The sequence below is a fragment of the Microvirga puerhi genome (assembly GCF_020089865.1).
Lineage (GTDB): Bacteria > Pseudomonadota > Alphaproteobacteria > Rhizobiales > Beijerinckiaceae > Microvirga > Microvirga puerhi.
Window position 1 is genome coordinate 288204 of sequence record NZ_JAIRBM010000002.1, and the last position, 16418, is coordinate 304621.

At 63.8% G+C, this 16418-nt stretch carries 14 protein-coding genes; 6 read left to right on the top strand and 8 right to left on the bottom strand.

What is annotated here, in order from left to right; translation table 11 throughout:
- Window positions 1-56: 56 nt before the first annotated feature.
- Window positions 57-707, top strand: coding sequence for an ABC-type transport auxiliary lipoprotein family protein (locus K9B37_RS03715; RefSeq protein WP_224311442.1), 651 nt, complete (start codon window positions 57-59; stop codon window positions 705-707).
- 4 nt (window positions 708-711) lie between these two features.
- Here K9B37_RS03715 and K9B37_RS03720 read toward each other — a convergent pair whose 3' ends face one another.
- The 3 genes from K9B37_RS03720 to K9B37_RS03730 all read right to left on the bottom strand — a co-directional run bounded on the left by K9B37_RS03720 (window position 712) and on the right by K9B37_RS03730 (window position 6370).
- Window positions 712-1044 carry a DUF1330 domain-containing protein gene (locus tag K9B37_RS03720; RefSeq protein ID WP_224311443.1) on the bottom strand — a complete coding sequence of 111 codons (333 nt, stop codon included), beginning with the start codon at window positions 1042-1044 and terminating at the stop codon, window positions 712-714.
- Window positions 1045-1146: 102 nt separating this feature from the next.
- Complete coding sequence (locus tag K9B37_RS03725) at window positions 1147-1521, bottom strand: nuclear transport factor 2 family protein (protein ID WP_224311444.1); 375 nt, start codon at window positions 1519-1521, stop codon at window positions 1147-1149.
- Between the two features lie 172 nt (window positions 1522-1693).
- The gene (locus K9B37_RS03730) at window positions 1694-6370 is read right to left on the bottom strand and encodes an apolipoprotein A-IV repeat region-like domain-containing protein (RefSeq protein ID WP_224311445.1); all 4677 of its coding nucleotides are present in this window, start codon (window positions 6368-6370) and stop codon (window positions 1694-1696) included.
- 318 nt (window positions 6371-6688) lie between these two features.
- On the opposite strand from K9B37_RS03730, the gene K9B37_RS03735 reads away from it, so the two are divergent.
- On the top strand, window positions 6689-7009 hold the full coding sequence (locus K9B37_RS03735; protein WP_224311446.1) for a 2Fe-2S iron-sulfur cluster-binding protein: 321 nt from the start codon (window positions 6689-6691) through the stop codon (window positions 7007-7009).
- A 118-nt stretch (window positions 7010-7127) separates the two neighbouring features.
- Window positions 7128-7553: a universal stress protein gene (locus K9B37_RS03740; RefSeq protein ID WP_224311447.1), complete on the top strand. Its 426-nt coding sequence runs from the start codon at window positions 7128-7130 to the stop codon at window positions 7551-7553.
- 5 nt (window positions 7554-7558) lie between these two features.
- On the opposite strand, the gene K9B37_RS03745 is transcribed toward K9B37_RS03740, so the two are convergent.
- The 5 genes from K9B37_RS03745 to K9B37_RS03765 all read right to left on the bottom strand — a co-directional run bounded on the left by K9B37_RS03745 (window position 7559) and on the right by K9B37_RS03765 (window position 13624).
- Window positions 7559-8128 carry a hypothetical protein gene (locus K9B37_RS03745; RefSeq protein WP_224311448.1) on the bottom strand — a complete coding sequence of 190 codons (570 nt, stop codon included), beginning with the start codon at window positions 8126-8128 and terminating at the stop codon, window positions 7559-7561.
- Between the two features lie 4 nt (window positions 8129-8132).
- Complete coding sequence (locus tag K9B37_RS03750) at window positions 8133-9311, bottom strand: vWA domain-containing protein (protein ID WP_224311449.1); 1179 nt, start codon at window positions 9309-9311, stop codon at window positions 8133-8135.
- Between the two features lie 48 nt (window positions 9312-9359).
- Complete coding sequence (locus K9B37_RS03755) at window positions 9360-11219, bottom strand: cation:proton antiporter domain-containing protein (RefSeq protein WP_224311450.1); 1860 nt, start codon at window positions 11217-11219, stop codon at window positions 9360-9362.
- A gap of 255 nt (window positions 11220-11474) precedes the next feature.
- Complete coding sequence (locus K9B37_RS03760; RefSeq protein WP_224311451.1) at window positions 11475-12764, bottom strand: cystathionine gamma-synthase family protein; 1290 nt, start codon at window positions 12762-12764, stop codon at window positions 11475-11477.
- Between the two features lie 74 nt (window positions 12765-12838).
- Window positions 12839-13624 carry a COG3904 family protein gene (locus tag K9B37_RS03765; RefSeq protein ID WP_224311452.1) on the bottom strand — a complete coding sequence of 262 codons (786 nt, stop codon included), beginning with the start codon at window positions 13622-13624 and terminating at the stop codon, window positions 12839-12841.
- Window positions 13625-13760: 136 nt separating this feature from the next.
- Here K9B37_RS03765 and K9B37_RS03770 point away from each other — a divergent pair, with 136 nt between their 5' ends.
- From K9B37_RS03770 to K9B37_RS03780, 3 genes are all read left to right on the top strand, one after another.
- Window positions 13761-14606 (top strand): AAA family ATPase, encoded by an 846-nt coding sequence (locus K9B37_RS03770; RefSeq protein ID WP_224311453.1) that lies wholly within the window; start codon window positions 13761-13763, stop codon window positions 14604-14606.
- Between the two features lie 6 nt (window positions 14607-14612).
- The gene (locus K9B37_RS03775) at window positions 14613-15137 is read left to right on the top strand and encodes a SixA phosphatase family protein (protein ID WP_224311454.1); all 525 of its coding nucleotides are present in this window, start codon (window positions 14613-14615) and stop codon (window positions 15135-15137) included.
- Window positions 15138-15299: 162 nt separating this feature from the next.
- Window positions 15300-16343 (top strand): hypothetical protein, encoded by a 1044-nt coding sequence (locus K9B37_RS03780; RefSeq protein WP_224311455.1) that lies wholly within the window; start codon window positions 15300-15302, stop codon window positions 16341-16343.
- Window positions 16344-16418 lie beyond the last annotated feature (75 nt).

Below are 16418 nucleotides of genomic sequence, written 5' to 3' on the forward strand. Positions count from 1 at the left end.
GGCTCCACTTTTCCGCGTTATGCGCTAAGCTTTGAACCAGTATGTGTAGGTCTTCCGTGTCCCCCACTCTCATCGATCGGGTCCGACGCCTCCTGCGCCCTTCGCCGGCGCTGGTTCTGGCAATGATGGCCGGCGCCTGTTCGTCAGGGCCCGCACCCACAACCTATGATCTGTCAGCGCCGACCTCTCGGATCCGCGGAGCCGCAGGCGTGCAGCTTCTCGTCAACGAGCCGGCCGCTCTGCAGGCCCTGTCGACGCAGCAGATCCTCGTGAAGGATGCCTCCGGCGCGATCACGTTCCTGGGAGGCGGCCAGTGGGCCGACAACCTGCCGCGGCTGATCCAGACGAAGCTTATCAATACTTTCGAGAATGCCTCCCAGCTCAAGGGCGTTTCGCGGCCGAGCAGCGGCGCGGTCGGCGATGTGCAGCTCATTTCCGAGCTCCGGCGTTTCGAGATCGCGACCCCGAACAACGAGGCGGTCGTGGAAATCGCGGTCAAGATCGTGAACGACGCCAACGGTCGCATCGTCAACGGTCGCATCTTCCGGGGATATGCCCCAGCGCCTGCCGTGGACGCCGCAAACGCAGCCCGGTCGCTGGACGAGGCGCTTTCGACCGTGATGCTGGACATCGTGCGCTGGGTCAGCGCGTCTCCGCTTCCTCGCCGGGAAGAGCCCAGCGCGGATCGTGGTCGGGCGCCCGCCTGATCGCTTATTCCCCAACTGCTGCAAGCACATCGGTCGCGCGATGGTCCTCGGATGCGCCATCGAGAAAGATGACGGTCGAGTCGGAATTGTCGGTCCGGAGCCTTAGGATCTCCTGATAGGCTGGAGAAGCGTACCAGGCGCGGACACGTTCCATGTCCGGGAACGCGATCACGGCGAGATCGCCTGTCCAGGTCCCTTCGATTCGCTCCGGCCGGCCTCCGTGGATGAGGAAGCGGCCTTCGAACGGAGCCAGCGTCGCATCGATCTTCTCGAGATACGCAACGATGTCTGGCCCCATGGTGACGTTGTGCAGATGGCCGATGGCATAGGCGGTCATGGTGAACCTTCTTTATGTCCGATGGTTGAGGAATGGCCGGTGCGGAAGTTGCCGGGCGGGGAGGGCACCTGCGAGGGTGCCGCTCCGACAAGCATGGTATCGTCAGCCGAGGCTGGCAGCGTCCGGCACCTGATCGAGGAAGCCGGTTACGGCCTTCAGCCGCCCGTCCTCGAGGGTTGCGAAATCGGTGCCCTTGACGATCCCGTCGGTTCCAGCAGGGCCGAGAGCCCAGGAGAAACGGATCTGGTCGCCATAGGCGTCCGGGCGACCCAAAAGAGAGAACCGGAAGCCCGGAAACTGCGTGTGCACGGCTGAAATCAGAGCATCGATCTGATCGTGACCATGACCGGCCATGAGAGGGTCGCGATAGGTGCCGTCCTCTGTCCAGACGTGCTTCAGAAGCTGACGGCGCGCGTCCTGATCCGTTTCGTTCCAGACGGCGATATAGCGGTCGGCGATGGTGATGGCGTTGGTCATAAGGTGTCTCCTTGGTTCGTGGTCCCGATCGATCGGGCAGAGGAACCATGCGGGAGAGCCGATACCGGGTCGATTACCTCGGAGGTCATGGAACGAGCGATGATCGCATGCGCCCAATAAAAAACGCGGCCCGAAGGCCGCGTTTCTCGAAAATTCTCGAAACTCTATCGGATCAACCGAACCGGCCGCTGGCATGGGCCAGCATCGTGTAGACCTTGCCGGTTTCGGAGGTGAGATAGGTCTTCGTCAGCATGGAGTCGCGGTCATCACGGGAGACTTCGGCCAGAAGGCGCTCGAACTCTTCCACGTAGCGGTCGACCGTCTGCTTGAACTCCGCGTCCCGCTGATACTTGCGACGGATCTCGTCGAAGGTCTGCTGGCCCTGGAGCGTGTAGAGCCTGCGGGTGAATACGTTGTGTTCGCCGCGACGGTAGCGATCCCAGAGTTCGACGGCAGCCTCGTGATCGATCATGCGAGCGATATCGACCGAGATCGAGTCGAGGGATTCGAGACTGTTGACGCGGGAACGGTCGGGACGACCACCGCGGGACGCGGCTTCCTCGTCGCGAGAGGCCCGGTTCAGGAGATCCGAGAGCCATCCGCCGCCACGGCCAGCCTCGCGCAGGGCATCCCGCGGCATGGCGGGAGCCGGTGCCGGAGTGGCCTGACGGGTAGGTGCGGCGGGTGCCGGCGTGGCCGGGGGCGTTGTCTGGGGCGCAGCAGGGACCGGCTTCGGCTCTGCCTGTCGAGCCACTGTCGGAGCAGGCGTTGGAGCCGGCGCCGGGGTCGGACGCTGCTCGACTGCTGCCGCCATGGCCGCAACGGAAGCTTCGTTCACCCGGCGCGGCTGGGCCGCCGGGGCTGCATCGACGACCCGGCTGGAGCGCGAGACCAGGGAGGAGAGCTCGTTGAGCGCCTTGATCTGGTCGGCGACGACGCGGCGCATCTGCGCCGTGGTCTCCTGCGTTTCCTGCGGCAGCTCGACGACGCCGCGGCGCAGTTCCGCCCGGGTGTTTTCGAGTTCACGCTGGATCTGACCGGTCATGCCGCGCAGTTCGCCCATGGTATCGCGGAACTTCGCGGTGGCTGCGTTGAGGGCTTCCGCCATCTCAGTGGCCGCCTGTTCGTAGGCTGCGCGCAGGGTCGCAGCTGTGCGCTCGCCTTCTGCGCCGGACGAGGAGCGGATGCGCTCGAACTGCTCGCCGATGACACGGGTCGTCGACTGGGCCGTGTCGGCAAGGATCGAGCCGACCTGACGCGCACGCTCCTCCGCGGTCTGGAGCGAGCCTTCCACGAGAGACGAGAAGGAGTGCGTGACCGTCTCCAGTTCTTCCGACCGGGCGCTGATGCGCCCGAGCAGGTCGTTGAGAGTGTCCTCGCGACCTGCGAGAGCGGCATTGATCCGCGCCTCCGCACGTTCCAGGGCCGAGGCGGCATCCTGGACGGTTTGAAGCTGCGTACGAACGCCGTCCGTGAGAGCGCGTCCGCGCTCCTCCAGGGCATGGGCAAGGTCCGTCGCCTGCTGGATCGCGCCGGAGGAAACCGAACGCAGGGCCTCGACCTGATCGCCCACCTGTGCCGACGCGCGGCCGGTCTGGGTCGCGATCTCGGCCAGAAGGCCCTCGATCTGCTGGACGCGACCCGAAAGTCCGTCCTCGACAGCTCCGAGATTGCCGCTGGCGCTCGCCGCCACCTGTTGGACCAGGCGGTTGGTGTCCTGCAATTTGCCCAGCACTTCCGAGAGTTCGCCACGCAGGCGCTCGTTGGTGTCGACGAGGGTCGCGACGGCGCGCTCGGTTCCTTCGTCGATGGCGACGCGCATGGCCTCCGTCGATTGCGTGTAGGAGGAGGTCAGCTCCATGCTGCGCTCCTGGAAGGCCGCCAGCATCGAGGAGCTGCGATCCTGCAGGCTGTCGATGACCACGTTGCTGCGCTCTTCCAGATCGCGCAGGGCGCTCTGGCTGATCGCGGCGATTTCGCTTCCGATCGTGCTGCCGTGCTGGCCAAGGGTGTCGACGAGCGATGAGCCCTGCGTATCGAAGATCTCGCGGATCTCGCCGATGCGGTTTCCAAGCGAGCCGAGAACGGCCTCGCCCTTGTCCTCGATGGCCTCCGCGACGCCGGAGAGGCGATTGACGACCCGCTCTTCGAACACGGAGACGCGCTCGTCGAGGGTCGTGGCGATTTCCGCGGCGCGGGTGCCGAGGGTCTCGTTGATCTGATCGGCCTTGCCGGTGAGAGTCTCGGCGATGGCGGTGCTGCGTGCGGCGATCGCCTGGCCGAGTTCGTCCATGCGCGTCTGCAGGGCGTTGGCCACATCGCGGCCACCCTCGGCCATGACGCGGGCCATCTCGCCGGTGCGGACCACGAGCGTCTCGTTGAGGGCGGACGAGCGGGAGCTAAGCGCCTGATCGACGCGCTCGACGATGGTGTCGAAATTGGCGCTGATCTCAGAGGTGCGGCGCGTGGCATGCTCTTCCAGCGCAGTGAGCTGGGTCTCAATGGCGCCGGTCGCTTCGCGGGCGCGCTCCGAGAAGGATTCTGCCAGCGTACGGCCCTGCACGGTGATGAGACGGTCCATCTCTTCGAAGCGGCCGCTGATCGTTTCGGTCAGGCTGCCCACGTCGCGGGAGATGCGCTCGGCAACGTCGCCGCCGCGGCCCATCACATCCTCGAAGGCGGTGAGACGGGAGCCCAGGGTCTCCTCCATCTCGCGGCTCCGGGTATCGACAGTCTGAGACAGGGTCTCCGCCGTCCGGTTGAGTGCTTCGTTGACGCGCGCACCTTGCGTGGCGATCGCGAGTACGATGTCCTTGCCAGCGCCGGCGAGGCGCGTCTGGGCGTCTTCCGCATGGCGCGTGATGATTTCGGAGAAGAGCTGGCCGCGGGTCTCGAAGTCCGACTGGAACGAAGCCGCACGCTCGCCGATGAGCGCTGCGACGCGCTCACCGGTCGACGAGAGGGTGTTCTCCAAGCTCGTGCCATGAATGGTGACGGTGTCGGTGACACGCTGGCTCGCGGCTTCGAGGCGTGTCGCCAGATCGTCGACGCGGGTGCCGATGGTCTCGTCGGCGAGGCGCACGGTGGTTTCGAGTTGCTCGCGGACCTCGCCGCCACGCTGCGAAATCTCGCGCGTCACATCGGCGGCCGTTGTTGCAAGTCGCTCGCGGAATTCGTTGCCGCGGACCACGATCTCATCCACGACCTCGGTACCGGTGGAGGCCAACTGCTCGCGCAGCGTGTTGCCGCGGGCCGCCATGTCGTCGAGGAAGGCGGAGGTCGTGCTTGCGAATTCGGTCCGCAGAGCGGTGCCGTTGCTGGTCAGCTGCTCGACGATGGAGGCGCCGGTGGAGGACAGCTCCTCGCGGACGCTGTTGCCGCGCTGGACGATCTCTTCGCCCACGGCCGTGCCGGCGGAGGCGATCTGGTCGCGCATCTCCGCGGTGCGAGCCGTGATGTCGTCGGCAATGACGCCGCCGGTGGCGGCAAGCTTTTCTGTAATCTCGGAACCGCGCTGAACGAAGCTGTCCTCAAGGCTGCGAGCGGTCTGCTCGAACGCTTCGCGGACGTCGCTGCCCTGCTGGGCGAGGGCTTCGATCACACCGCGACCGGTTTCGGCCAGCGTGCGGGTGACCTGACTGGCGCCGTCCTGAAGATGGCGGGTCAGCACGTCGCCGGTACGCTCGAAGGCGCCGGTAATGTCCTGTGCCTTATTTTCCAAGGCACCCGTAATGCGAGAGCCGACTTCGGCAATGCCGGACTTGATGTCCTCGCTGGTGCCTGACAGGCGCTCGACCAGCTCCACGCCACGGGTGGCCATTTCGTCCACCACGCGCTCGCCGGCCCGGCCGAGAGCCTGGGTAATCTGCTCGCCCCGCTCCTGGAGGGAGACCGTGACGCGCTCGCCCGCACCGTTGACGGAAGTGACGACGCGCTCGGCGGCGGCGTCGAGATCCTGCGTCAGGTTCTGGTGGGAGCCGGTGATGGCGCTGCGGACCCGCTCGGCATTAGTGACGATCGCCTCGCGCTGGGTCACCAGCTCATCGATCAGGGAGCGGATACGGATCTCATTGTCGGAATAGGCGCGCTCGAGGGTCGAGATTTCGCTGCGCACGAGTGTTTCCAGCTCGCCCGCCCGGGCGAGGGCCCGCTCGACGCCGTCGCCCACCGCGGCAACCTCACGGCGAACTGCCTGGGATACCGACAGAACGGCATCGGTCGAGAAGCTTTCCGGCTGCGCCAAGCGGACGGCGACTTCGCCGACGGCACGGGCAACCTGCTTCATCTCCTGGGAGCGGACGGTCAGCATTGCCGCAATGAAGAAGAGAATGACGGGGGCTGCGAGAACCATGCCCGCGACGGTCAGCTGCGCCATGCTGTAGGTGGCGAGGAGCTGCTCCGGCGTCGTGATCCCCTGAGAGTAGACCAGGAAGCCTGCGCCGCCGAGCCAGAGGAGGGAAGCGAGGGTTGCGACCACATAGGCCCGGCGCGAGGGGCGAACCTGGAGCGCCTGGAGCATCACGCCGACATTCTGCCGATCGTCGTTGGCGACGGCGCTCCGGTCGGGGGCGATGAAACCGGAGCGGGACGCCTCGTCGAACCGCGTATCGCGCGTATCAGAAGAATCCGTCGTCACCTCGGGGTCGAGGTTCGCGAAGGGGCCCTTCGTGAAATCATGGTCGTCGATGTCCGGGAGGCGAGGTTCCTCGTGCGCGACCGTGTCCTCGAACCGCACGGCACCCGACGATGACGATGGTGTCGACAGAGCGTCGTCCAGGTTCAATGCCTGTTCAACAGCGGACAGGGCCGCCTCGGCCGGATCCTTCATCTTCTTCTTTTCGGTCGCCATGATCGCCCTCGTGACGCAACAGATGGTCGCTGAAGCCGCCGGAATGCACCAATGTTAACGCACACGCGGGGGCTTCGTCCGAGCCGTAAAACTCTTTTTGAGTCTTACGTTCGGTAACCTGCCATTTACCAAGTAAGTCTAGCTGCCGGACTAAGGGATGGAAACCCGATGTCCCCCGCCTCTTGCGAACGTCGTTAACGGCTCGGTAACCAGCAGTGCCCGGCAAATTGCGGCAAGAAAACGGCAGGACGGCCGGTCTCGTCTCTCGTTTTTCCGTCCTTGCTGAATTAAGTATGCGCCGTCAGTCAGAGGTCTGCAATGGTGAAGATCACGTTCGTCGATCCGGAAGGCACAGCCCGCACAGTGGATGCCGAAGAGGGCTCCACGGTGATGGAGAATGCCGTCCGAAATGGGATTCCAGGCATCGAGGCGGAGTGCGGCGGAGCCTGCTCCTGCGCCACCTGCCACGTCTATGTGGACGAGGAATGGGAGACCGTCACCGGTTCTCCGCAGCCTATGGAAGAGGACATGCTCGACTTCGCCTATGACGTGCGTCCGAATTCACGTCTGTCCTGCCAGATCCGCGTCACGCCCGAACTCGACGGGCTCGTGGTTCGCACGCCTATCCGCCAAGGCTGAGCGCTGGCACGTTTCGGTTGGGGCCCGTGCGGGCCTGCGGTAACATTCCTAACAGTCGCGCTTGGCGATGAAGGTGGAGCGATTTCCGCTTCATGCCGGCGTTTGAGAGGGGACATCCATGTACAAGACAATTCTCGTACCCGTCGATCTTGCCGAGCTCGACGCCGCCAAGCCCGCCATCGCGCAGGCCGTTGAGCTGGCGACCGCTTCAGGCGGTACCGTTCGCCTCGTCTATGTCCGGTCCATTGTTCCGGTCACCTACATGGAGTTCGTGCCGGTAACCTTCGACGAGGAACAGCAGACCGACGCGGAGCGGAAACTTGCGAAGATCGCGGCGACCATCAAGCTGCCGTCGGATCGCGTCTCGGCTGTCGTGCGTCTTGGCTCGACTTACGGCGAGGTTCTGAGCGAGGCGGAGAAGACAGGCGCCGATCTCGTCGTCATCGGCTCACATCGGCCGAGCATGGCCACCTATCTTCTGGGCTCAAATGCCTCCACCATCGTGCGTCACGCCAAGTGCTCGGTGCTGGTGGTCAGGGCTTAATGCGTCTACGCCGCTCTTGGTAAGAGTTCGTCCGGCGGCGCTTCAGGATTGAAGGGGCGGGGCCTGTTGAGGCGGATCATCGGCTCGATCTGCCAGATCCCCACGAGGGCGAACAACCCGCCCAGAAGCGCGATCCCGGTCGCGTTCATCTGAAGCGCCCGCCAGATCAGATAGGCCATGGCGAGGAACGAGATCGCCGTGAGGGCTGCCGTCGCGAGCCAGACCAGCTGGCTTTTGCCTGCCAGGAAACGGGCATTCGGATTGGCGCGCGCGATCGCTGCGAACAGGGCGTGTGCGAAGGCGCGATATTCCTCCGGCTGCGCTTTCGCTTCTACGAGGCTGCGCCAGGTCAGCGACGAGAACGTGAAGGTCTTGCCGTCCTTCATGCGGATGCGCGTGCGGTAGACCTTCTGGGCAAAGCGTCCCGGTTCATAGGTCATTCGCACGGTTTCGACTGCGCCAAGCTGCACTTCGCGCACCTTGCGACCGGAATCGACGACCAGCCGGCTGCCCTTGAGGGTGAAGCTGATCGGTCCGCCGACAGGGCGGGGAGAGTGCTCGTATGTCTGGGTCATGAGTTCAGCGTACCAGTTCGCGCATCGCCTGGTCGATGCCTTCGATCGTCAGAGGATACATGCGGTCGGAAAAGATCTGCCGGATCAGGGCGGTCGATTGCGTGTAGCCCCATTGCTGACGCCGTATGGGGTTGAGCCAGATGGCGCGGGAGAAGTGGTGCAGGAGCCGCCCGAGCCAGACCTGACCGGATTCCTCGTTCCAGTGCTCCACCGATCCGCCTTCCATCTTGATCTCGTAGGGACTCATGGAGGCGTCGCCAACGAACACGACGCGATAGTCGGATGGATAAGTCCGGATGATATCGAGGGTCGGGATCTTCTCCTCGAAGCGTCGACGGTTCTCCTTCCACACGTTCTCGTAGATGCAGTTGTGGAAGTAGAAATGCTCGAAATGCTTGAATTCGAGGCGTGCGGCGGAGAACAGCTCCTCTGCCTTCTCCACATGCCAGTCCATGGATCCGCCGACGTCGAGAAACAGCAAGACCTTGACGGCATTGCGGCGCTCCGGCCGCAGATGCACGTCGAGATATCCTTTGTGAGCCGACTCATGGATGGTCTCGTCGAGGTCGAGCTCCTCTAGCGCTCCTGTACGGGCGAAGCGGCGCAGACGTCGGAGCGCCAAGCGCATGTTGCGGACGCCGAGCTCGATGCTGTCGTCGAAATCCTTGAACTCCCGCTTGTCCCACACCTTCATCGCCCGGAAGCTGCGGTTTTCCTTCTGGCCGATGCGGATGCCTTCCGGATTGTAGCCATAGGCTCCGAAAGGAGAGGTGCCTGCGGTGCCGATCCATTTGTTGCCGCCCTGGTGACGCTCCTGCTGCTCCCGCAGACGCTGCTGGAGCGTCTCCCAAAGCTTGTCCCAGCCCATGGCTTCAATCTGGCGCTTCTCCTCTTCCGAGAGGTAGCGCTCCGCGAGCTTGCGCAGCCATTCCTCCGGGATCCCGACTTCCTCGGCCATCCCTTGGCCCAGGGTTTCCAGGCCCTTGAAGACTTGACCGAAGACCTGATCGAAGCGGTCGAAATGCCGCTCGTCCTTCACCAGACAGGTCCGGGACAGATAGTAGAATTCCTCGACCTTCTTGTCGGCGAGATCTGCTTCGAGGGCTTCCAGTAACGAAAGATACTCCCGCAGCGAGACGGGGACCTTTGCGGCGCGAAGCTCTGTAAAGAACGTGAGGAACATGAACCCAGTGTCCGGCAAGCTCCTCACACGTCAAGAGCCGATCGGCGCTCAGGATCCGGTCTGCGACACCGGTTCGGGCCGTGAAGGTTCGCTGGCGGGAGGTGTCGGCGCCGTCTTGCCGACCGTCCGCCTCGCGCGGAATTCAGTCCGATCCGGACCGCGCCGCGTGCTGCTTTCCTTCAGAATGGAACGGAACTCGTCGCGACGCTCGTGGATGGAGGCGATGACGAGGCCCATGGGTACGCCGATATCGGTCAGCACTGCCTCGCTGAGCTGGAGCGATGCCTCGATCGTTTCCGGTACGGCATCGTCGACGCCACGCTTGTAGAGTTCCGCCGCATGCTTGGCGTCGCGGGCACGGGACACGATGGTGATATCGGGCCGTTCCTTGCGCGAAGCGGTGACCACGGCCTCGATGGCGCTCGGCGTATCGAGAGTGATGACCAGTGCCGGGGCGCGCTCGATGCCGCAGGCCTTGAGGAATTCCGGGTAGGAGCCGTCACCGAAAAAGACCGGCTTGCCGGCCCGTCGTTGGGCGGCAACGCGGGCGGGATCCAGGTCGATGGCCAGATAGGGCACCTTGTGCCGCTCCAGCATCTCGCCGACCAGCTGTCCGACACGACCGAAGCCGGCCACGATCACGCGGGCCACCTCGTCCGGAGGCGGCGTGATCGCGGTCGCTGGATCCAGCGGGCGGTGCCGCTCCAACTGGCGGCTGAGACGCCTTCCAAGCCGCGCGAGGAGGGGAATGACCACCATGGTCAGCGTCGTCGCTACGAGCAGATTCTGGCCGATCCCTGTCGGAAGCAGGCCCGCTCCCATTGCGCTGCCGAGAATGACAAGGCCGAATTCGCCGCTAGGCCCGAGCAGGAGGCCCGTCTCTGCGGCATCCGAGGCGCTAAGCCCAAAGGGGCGCCCCAATACGCCGATGATCAGGCTCTTCACCACGATGGTGCCGCCTGCCGCCAAAAGGATCAGGGTAGGGGCTTCGAGGAGACGCAACGGATCGAGGCTCATCCCGACCGAGACGAAGAAGACGCCGAGCAGCAATCCCTTGAAAGGCTGAATCGTCACGTCGACGGCGCGACGGTATTCTGTCTCGGAGAGAAGGACGCCGGCCAGAAAGGCGCCAAGGGCCATGGACAAGCCGCTCGCCGCCGCCACGAGACTGGTGACAAGCACGACCAGAAGGCTCGCCGCCATGAAAAGTTCCGGGCTCTTGGTGGCCGAAACGAGCTGGAAGAGAGGGCGGAGTGCCAAGCGTCCGAAGCCGATGATGGCCGCAAGCGCCAGGATCGTCTGCAGGAAGGCCCAAGCGAAGGATGCCGTGGTGATCTCAGGCCGACCGGTATCGAGCACAGCAATGGTGAACAGGATCGGCGCGACCGCGAGATCCTGAAACAGCAATGCTGAGAAGCTGGCCCGTCCGACGGGCGTGTTCAGGCGCTTCTGCTCGGCGATGACCGGAATGACGATTGCGGTCGAGGACAGAGCGAAGGCAAGGCCGATGAGGACCGCGGCGGTGATCGAACCGACGAGGTAAAAAGCGAGCAGGCCAAGCGCCGCCGTGCACAGAGCCACCTGCAACGAGCCGAAGCCGAAGACCAATCGTCGCAAAGTCCGGAGGCGCTGCCAGGACAGCTCGATGCCGATGGTGAAGAGCAGGAACACGACCCCGAACTCGGCGATATGCGACGTGCCTTCGGGATTCGTGAAGGTGATCCAGTTGACCCACGGATAATTGGGAACGAGGCGCCCGACGCCGTACGGTCCAAGCAATATGCCAGCCGCCAGGTATCCGAGAACCGGGCTGATCCTCAGCCGGTGGACGAGCGGAACGACGATGCCTGCCGTTGCGAGAAAAAGAATGGGCTCCTGGTAGGATTGCAGGTTGATCGCGGCTGCCATTATCTCCGTCCGATTCCCCTCATCATGGTGGGAACGGCGGGCGATGCGCAAGGGAAAGATGCGCGCAGCCTGAAGCATTTAGCCCGAAATTCGGGCAGTCGGCTCCGAGGGTGCCGCGATCAACGGCCCGCAGGCGTCGGAATATTTTCACGGTCGTTTTGCGGTGCGGGACGATCCCCTCCACCCAGTGGGAGGGGGCTCCAAAGGAAGTCCCGGCCCGTCACGCGGTGCCACACAACGGGGGCGCTCGGCGCATTACCCCAGCGTCGCAAGCGCCTGTGAGAGATCGGCCACCAGATCGTCCGGATGCTCGATGCCGATCGAGACGCGGATCGTCGCATCGCTCACGCCCAGGCGATCACGGGTTTCCTTCGGCACGCCGGAATGGGTCGTCGAGGCCGGGTGCGAGATGAGCGATTCGGTGCCGCCGAGGCTCACCGCCAGCTTGAAGACCTGGAGGGCGTTGAGGACCTTGAACGCCTCGGGCTCGCCCCCGACGACATCGAAGGAAAATGTGGAGCCGGGAGCCGTGCACTGGGCCTCGTAGGCTTTCTTCGCCTGCGAGCCTTCCGGAAGATAGGCCAGATGATGGACCTTCGTGACCTTCGGGTGCTCGCTCAGGAACTTGGCGACGATCTCGCCGTTCCGGTTCGCCGCATTCATGCGCAGGGCCAGGGTTTCGAGCGACCGCCCGATCATCCAGCAGGAATGCGGATCGAGCTGCGTGCCGATGGCCGAGCGCAACAGGCGCACGGGTTTCATGAGTTCTTTCGAGCCCAGCGCCGCACCTGCGATCAGGTCGGAATGGCCACCCACATATTTCGTCAGCGAATAGAGGGATATGTCCGCACCGTGCTTGATCGGCTTCTGGTAGAGCGGGCCGAGGAGGGTGTTGTCGCACATGATCACTGGGCGATGGCCGTCCTGAGCGGCCGCGATGTCGTCGGCGACGCGGCGGATGAGGGCGATATCGACAAGGGTATTGAGAGGATTGGACGGCGACTCGATCAGAATGACCGAAATGCGTCCCTTGGCCTGCGCATCCTTGGCCGCGGCCCGAATGCCGGCCTCGTCGGTCCCATCCCCGAAGCCTGTGGATTGGATGCCGAAATTCGCGAGGGTTTTGGCGATCAGGGTCTCGGTGCCGCCATAGAGCGGTTGCGAGTGGAGAATCACGTCGCCGGGCCGCGCGAAGGCGAGTATGGCGGTGGAGATCGCCGACATGCCGGAGGAAAAGAGCAGTCCGGCCTCCGTCTCCTCGAAGATCGCGAGGCGATCCTCGACGATCTCAGCGTTCGGATGATTGAACCGCGAATAGACGAGGCCGGCGGTCTCGCCCTTCGGCGGCTCGCGGCGGCCGGCCACGTAGTCGAAGAATTCCTTGCCGTGCTCCGCGCTGGTGAACACGAAGGTGGAGGTCAGGAAGACCGGCGGCTTGACGGCGCCCTCGGACAGGCTCGGATCGTAGCCGTAACCCAGCATCAGGGTCTCCGGCTTCAGCTTATGGTTGCCGATGCGATCCTTGTGGTAGCGGTTATAGGGCATGGAAGACCTCCTGGTGGCGATTTACCTTCGAACGCATTCGTCGTCGGAGTGCAATACCCTTCTCATCGATGCCGCTATGGCGATTTCGTGAGTGCCTTGTTCCTGGCCGAGGCGGTCTGTGGCAGGAACAGGATGGGCCATGTTCTGTCGGCCGGCGTGCTGAGCCGTGAATCGACGGTGATCAAACTCCACAGGCTCTGGTCGCGACGGCTCAGCCAGGCCATGCGCTCATAGGGCGTCTGCAGCATTGGTACCGCTATGCGCAGATCGATCCCCATCGCCTGCAGATATTTCAGATAGACGGCCGTTTGACGCTGCAATTCGCCGACGGCTTTCTGGTCCATGAGCCGAGGCTTGTGGACTTTTCCCTCGCTGCTCTCAGTGTCGACCGCATCCGCCGGCATCCAGCTGTGGACGCCGAGCCGGGAGCCGCTGGACGTGCTTCGCGTCGTGCCGCCGGCAAATGCGAACACGCAGGCCGAGGTGCAGCGGGCCGGCTCGATCTCAACCTCTCCCCGGCGGACGACGGCCTGCCCGACAATGGTGTTGGCGTTCAGCTCTCGCAGAATCGTTCCGAGGTGGAGCGCGGCGTTCATGCTGCCTCCGGGAGAATCGAGAACGAAATAAATGTTTTTCTTGAAGAAATTACGCTGGGCGAACTCGTGATAAGCCGCAATCGTGCCGGTGCCGAACGTGCCGGATGCCTGCACGACGCTGCAATCCTTGCAGATCTCGGAGACGTCGCGACTGGTAAAAGTCATGGTGCCGCGTCTTTTGTCCGTCACTTCCGCCGCATGGGCGTCGCCAAGAGACGGGAGCAGTGCGACGGCTATCAGGGGAAAGAGCAGGACCTCGAACATGGGCCTCTTCGCGTTTGGTCTGATTAGGACCTATACTCCCTCAGATACGGCGGAATTGAAATAGAGTATCAGTCGATACCCCTTGTTTGTCCGGCGGTCTTTTCGCATCTTCTCTGGCGATACAGGAAGGGTGCCCATGCGTTTTGCCGGAACCGAGACCTATGTGGCGACGGAGGATCTGACGGTCGCGGTGAATGCCGCCATCGTGCTCGAGCGGCCTCTACTGGTGAAGGGCGAGCCTGGAACAGGAAAGTCCGTTCTGGCGGAGGAGGTTGCCAAGGCATTGAGCGCGCCGCTCCTGACCTGGCACATCAAGTCGACCACGAAGGCGCAGCAGGGCCTCTACGAATACGATGCCGTCTCCCGCCTGCGCGACAGCCAGCTCGGCGACCCACGGGTGTCGGACATCCGCCACTACATCAAGCGCGGCAAGCTCTGGGACGCGTTCACTGCGGCGGCGCGTCCGGTGCTGCTGATCGATGAGATCGACAAGGCCGACATCGAGTTTCCGAACGATCTTCTGCTCGAACTCGATCGCATGGAATTCCATGTCTATGAGACCGGCGAGACGGTCCGCGCTCAGCGACGTCCGATCGTCATCATCACGTCGAACAACGAGAAGGAGCTGCCGGATGCCTTCCTGCGCCGCTGCTTCTTCCACTACATCCGGTTCCCGGACGAAGAGACCATGGCCCGCATCGTCGAGGTCCATTATCCCGGCATCAAGCGCCGTCTGATCGAGGAAGCGCTAAAGATCTTCTTCGATGTGCGCGAGACGCCGGGCCTGCGCAAGAAGCCGTCCACCTCCGAACTTCTCGATTGGCTCAAGCTCCTCGTCTCGGAGGATATCGGCCCGGAGCAGCTGCGGGAGCGCGATACCCGCAAGCTCATTCCGCCGCTTCATGGCGCGCTCCTGAAGAACGAACAGGATGTGAGCCTTTTCGAGAAGCTCGCCTTTATCGCCCGGCGCGAAGGACGCTGAACGATCATGCGGCGCCTCCTACTCCTCCGCCATGCGAAATCGTCCCGACCGTCCGGAGTTCTCGATATCGAGCGCCCGCTGTCCCGCCGTGGCCGCAAGGCGGCCGTTCTCATGGGCGACTATCTCAAGGAGGAAAGGCTGCTGCCGGATCTCGTGCTGGTGTCGCCGGCGCGACGGACGGAGGAGACCTGGGATCTGGTCCAGCCGGCCCTCGGGGTCGCGGAGTGCCGATATGAGCCCCGGATCTACGATGCACCGGCCAAGCGTCTTCTCGACATCCTGCAAGAGGTCATCCCGGACAAGCGGGTCCTTCTCGTGATCGGGCACAATCCGGGACTTGAAGATCTGGCAAAGATGCTGATCGGCGACGGCACGCCGGAGCATTGTGACCGGCTGGCCAGCAAATATCCGACCGCCGGATTGGCCGTCATTGATTTCAAGGGCGAAGGCTGGGAGCAGATCAAGGCGCATGGCGGCTGTCTTGAGCGTTTCATCACTCCTAAGGTCCTCGGAGCCGCCGAGGACGACTGAGATCGGAAGGAAGAGAGGCGCTTTCCGTGGTCCGCCTGCGCATTGGATGACGCTTCTCCTCCTTCGAACGGCCATGATCGCAAGTGAACCTTCGGTGGCGCGTGCCGTTGTGTCCTGGCATGCTCAAGTCGATTCAATGCCCGCAAAAGGCCCGCTCGGACCATGTTGCCTCACACTCTCGTGGCGCTGTACCTCGCCGGCAGCGCGCTTGCGACGGATAGGCTGGATCTCGGCAGGGAGATCCTGGCCGGGCTCGCCGGCAGCCGTCAGGATGCAGCGGCACAGTATCTCGCGGAGGCGCGCGAGGTCACCAACTGGCGCACCGAAACGGTCGGCGATCTGGAGCCGAAGCCCATCGCCGTTCTGGCAGCCTTGTTCCGGGCCGACCGGCCGATCATCACCCGCTGCGTCAAGCTCAACAATTACTGGTGCATCAAGAGTGCCCGCTGGGATGGCGAGATCGGCAAGGATACCGAGGGCCATGTGGGCTTCGCCTCCGCAGAGCAGGGGGCCGACGCGGCGGCACAGCTTCTGAGACGCTACTATCTGGAATTCAACCGGAAATCCGCTCTCGACATCGTCCGACGCTGGGCGCCGGCGGAATGCAACGTCGCGACCGGGATCGGCGATCTCGCGGTCCTGGCCGTGAGGGGCATCGGTGGGACCGTGCGGGCGAAGTGGCTCGCTTCGCATCGGAGCGTGAAGCTGACGGCACAGGGCAAGGGCGGCAAGCCCGGACGGGTCTCGATCGTCATCCCGCTGAAGTCACGGGTACCGGAATATCATGTGCCGGATATTGCCGTCGGGATGGGGGAGAAGTCGATCCCAAAGTCGACGGCACCGCTCGTCGCGACGGCCAAGCCGAAAGCCGCGTCTAAGGTTACAGCCTCGAATGCTCCGAAACCCGCGGCACCGAAGGCCGCTGCACAGAAACCCGCCGCCACGGCCTGCGTCCCGGATGAGCAGCGCCTGCGCAACTATGCTGCACGCATGGTGGCGGAACTCGGTCTCGGACCCACGGACGATCTCAAGCTCTTCCTGGCCGACGGGTCACCTGCTCCCAACCTGAGCCCCGTCATGCTGGCCATGTCGGCGGTAGAGCTTGGCATGCTCCGCGCCAGTCCGGATCTGGTGGAGACGGCGGTCCGCCGCATGGGTGAGCAGCTGGCGGCTAAGAGGGCCGAGCTGCCGAAGACAGCACCATAGAAGATGTATCCGCCGGACGGTGCCCGAACCTTGACAGGGAAGGATTTCAGCTACAAATAATAAGTAACTTTATAA